Genomic DNA, 3,657 nt, shown 5'->3' on the forward strand with positions numbered 1-3,657 from the left:
GGCCACGGTTGCGCAGGCGACGGCCGGCCTGGAACCCGCGCTGCGACAGTCCGGCGCCGACGCGCTGCAAGCCATCTATGGCCCCGATCCTGATGCGGTCCGCGGCTGGCGCGGTTTGCGCGGGATGTTGCCAATCTGGCGCCGCGCCTTGCGCGCCCACGCAAGGCCGGCCGAACGACATGGCCTGCTGCCGCTGAATCCCCGCCCGGCCCAACCGTCAAGCGCACGCGCAGGCATTGCGGCCGGCGAACTTCCAGGAGATCTTCCATGACGACGCCTTTGCTGGTCCGGCGCTGGTTCGCGCTGCTGCTTCTGTTGCTGCTGGCCGGCGTCGCGCGCGCGCAGACGCCGCTGCCTTCCTGGAACGAGGGCCCCTCGCGCCAGGCCATCCTCAGCTTCGTGCAAGCCGTCACGGCCGAGGGCGGCCCGGACTACGTGGCGCCAGCCGACCGCATTGCCGTGTTCGACAACGACGGCACGCTGTGGAGCGAGCAGCCCATGTACTTCCAGCTGATCTTCGCGCTGGATCAGGTCAAGGTCATGGCGCCCCAGCATCCTGAATGGGCCACCGAGCAGCCCTTCAAGGCCGCGATCGAGGGCGACCGCCAGGCGCTGGCCGCATCGGGCACGGAAGGGCTGCTGAAGATCGTCGGTGCCACGCACACCAATATGACGACGCAAGCGTTTGGCGCCGAGGTCCGGCAATGGATCAAGAGCGCCCGCCATCCGCGCTTCAAGCAGCCGTACACCAGCATGATCTACGCACCGATGCTGGAACTGCTGGACTATCTGCGCGGCAGCGGTTTCAAGACCTACATCGTGTCCGGCGGCGAAGTGGAGTTCATGCGGGCCTGGGCGCAGGACGTCTACGGCATTCCGCCCGAGCAGGTCATCGGCACCACCTTCGTCACCGAATTCCAGATGCAGGACGGCAAGCCCGTGCTGATGCGCACGCCCAAGCTCGACTTCAACGACGACGGTCCGGGCAAACCCGTGGCCATCAACAAATTCATCGGCCGCCAGCCCATCTTCGCCTTCGGCAATTCGGACGGCGACCTGCAGATGCTGCAGTGGACGGCGGCTGGCAGCGGCAAGCGCTTTGCCGGCCTGGTGCACCACACCGACGCCAGGCGCGAATGGGCCTATGACCGCGAGTCCAGGATAGGCCGGCTCGACAAGGCGCTGGACCAAGCGGAGCAACAGGGTTGGGTAATCGTGGACATGGCAAAGGAGTGGAGAAGGGTATACGCATTTGAAACACAGTGATCCGTTTACGTGATTGGGAACCGCCCGCAAGGGTCAGGAGAAAGCGATGAACGCAAGAAAACTGTTGAGCGCGGCGCTCTTCGCCGCAGCCGGGCTCACGGCCCTGGGCAGCGCGCAGGCGCAGACCCAGCCGCCGCCGGCCAACCAAGGCCAGGCGGCGGCATCGGGCAAGAAGCCGAACATCCTGGTGATCTTCGGCGACGACATCGGGCAGGCGAACATCAGCGCCTACGCGCATGGCGTGGTGGGCTATCAAACGCCCAACATCGACCGCATCGCCAAGGAAGGCGCGATGTTCACGGACTACTACGCCGAGAACAGCTGCACGGCGGGCCGCTCGTCGTTCATCACGGGCCAGTCGCCGCTGCGCACCGGACTGTCCAAGGTGGGCGCGCCGGGCGCGACGGTCGGGCTGCAAAAGGGTGACATCACCATCGCCGAGGCCTTGAAGTCCCAGGGCTACAACACCGCGCAGTTCGGCAAGAACCACCTGGGCGACAGGGATGAGTATCTGCCCACCCGCCACGGCTTCGACGAGTTCTTCGGCAATCTTTACCACCTGAACGCCGAGGAAGAACCCGAGCGTCCGTACTGGCCCAAGGACCCCAACGATCCCTACGTGAAGAACTTCTCTCCGCGTGGGGTGATCAAGGCCACGGCCGACGGCAAGGTGCAGGACACCGGCGCCTTGACCACCAAGCGCATGGAGACCATCGACGATGAAACGGTGGGCGCGGCGATCGACTACATCGACAAGCACGGCAAGGCCGACAAGCCGTTCTTCGTGTGGATGAACACCACGCGCATGCACATCTACACGCACATCCGGCCCGAGCACAAGGGCAAGAGCGGAATGCCCGGCAACGATTATGCCGATGGCATGTGGGAGCATGACCAGGACGTGGGCAAGCTGTTGAAGAAGCTGGACGACATGGGCATCGCCGATAACACCATCGTCGTCTACACCACCGACAACGGGCCCAACGCCTTCACCTGGCCGGACGCCGCGACCACGCCGTTCCGCAGCGAGAAGGACTCCAACTGGGAGGGCGCGTTCCGCGTGCCGGCCATGGTGCGATGGCCGGGCAAGATCCCCGCAGGGGAAGTCAAGCACGGCATGGTGTCCGGCATGGACTGGTTCCCGACCCTGTTGGCCGCCACCGGCGACGCCAACGTCAAGGAACGGCTGCTGGATGGCTGGACACCACAGGCCGGCGGCACCAAGTTCAAGGTGCATCTGGACGGCTTCAACCAGCTTGGCTACCTGACCGGCAAGCAGGACAAGAGCGCGCGCGACGAGTTCTTCTATTTCAACGACGACGGCCTGCTGGTCGGCATGCGCTGGGGCGACTGGAAGGCGGTGTTCTGCGAGCAGCGGGCGCCCGGGAACTTCAACGTCTGGCAGGATCCCTTCGTCTGCCTGCGCGTGCCGAAGATCTTCAACCTGCGCATGGATCCGTATGAGCGCGCCGACATCACCTCGGACCAGTACAACGACTGGCTGGCCAAGAACTCCTATCTGACCGCCATCGCCACCATGAAAGCCTCGGCGTTCCTGGAGACCTTCATCACCTATCCGCCCAGCCAGCGGCCTGCCAGCTTCAGTGTGGACCAGGTGCAGGAACGGGTGAACAAGGCCATGGAGAAACACTTCGAAGAAGCCGAGAAGCAGAAGTCGAAGTAGCCGATTCCTGCGCAAGCCGGAGCAGGACCGGGCGGCGCCTGTCGCGCCGCCCGGCAACGCAGCAGGAGCAGCGCGATGGGCATGGGGGCAAGCGAGGCGATGCAAGGACCTGGAATGCAGAGCAAAGCCGTGCAGGGGCGGGCGTTGACGGCGGCCCGGCCGGCCGCGCTGCTGTTCCTGTCCGGAACGGCGGCCCTGGTTTTCCAGGTGCTGTGGATCAAGCAGCTGTCGCTGGTGGTGGGCGTGGAGGTGAGCGCCATCGCTGGCGCGGTCAGCGCGTTTTTCCTGGGGCTGGCGCTGGGCGGCTGGCTATTGGGCCGCCAGGCGGACCGCCTGCGTCGGCCGGTGCGCTTCTACGCCATGCTGGAAGCGGCCGTGGCGCTGTCCTGCATCGCGGTGACGTGGCTGCTGGCGCGCAGCGCCGCCGCATTCGTCGCGGTCGAGGCCCATAGCAGTGTGGCGGCCTGGCTGGCGATAGGACTGCTGCTGGCCATGCCCGCGTTCCTGATGGGCGGCACCTTGCCGGTGCTGCTGCGCGCCGTCAGCCGCCAGGGTGCGGACGTCAGCCGCCGTGGCGGGACCCTGTACGCCGCCAATACCTGCGGCGCCATCCTGGGCGCCTTGTTGCCCGCGTTCTTGCTGATTCCACGCTTGGGCGTGCAGGGTGCGGCGCTGGCCGCGGCCTCGTTGAACCTGCTGGCGGCGGC

Annotated in this window: 4 protein-coding genes; all 4 read left to right on the forward strand. The window is 66.1% G+C overall.

What is annotated here, in order from left to right; genetic code table 11:
- Positions 1-271, forward strand: a 271-nt coding sequence (locus VIR09_RS01565; RefSeq protein ID WP_332011124.1) for a hypothetical protein, incomplete at its 5' end; no start/stop codon positions are given.
- Positions 268-1,266: an HAD family hydrolase gene (locus tag VIR09_RS01570; RefSeq protein WP_332011127.1), complete on the forward strand. Its 999-nt coding sequence runs from the start codon at positions 268-270 to the stop codon at positions 1,264-1,266. The genes VIR09_RS01565 and VIR09_RS01570, both read left to right, overlap by 4 nt.
- A gap of 46 nt (positions 1,267-1,312) precedes the next feature.
- Entirely contained in the window at positions 1,313-2,950 is a 1,638-nt protein-coding gene (locus VIR09_RS01575; RefSeq protein WP_332011130.1) for an arylsulfatase, read from the forward strand.
- A 114-nt stretch (positions 2,951-3,064) separates the two neighbouring features.
- Positions 3,065-3,657 (forward strand): fused MFS/spermidine synthase (locus VIR09_RS01580; RefSeq protein WP_332011133.1); only part of this gene is annotated, 593 nt, incomplete at its 3' end.

Source organism: Achromobacter sp. (assembly GCF_036567245.1).
Lineage (GTDB): Bacteria > Pseudomonadota > Gammaproteobacteria > Burkholderiales > Burkholderiaceae_B > Achromobacter.

What these genes read in the sequence shown, in the direction of transcription:
- VIR09_RS01570 (WP_332011127.1), top strand. Translation starts at nt 268, where the DNA reads ATGACGACGCCTTTGCTGGTCCGGCGCTGGTTCGCGCTGCTGCTTCTG.
- VIR09_RS01575 (WP_332011130.1), top strand. Translation starts at nt 1,313, where the DNA reads ATGAACGCAAGAAAACTGTTGAGCGCGGCGCTCTTCGCCGCAGCCGGG.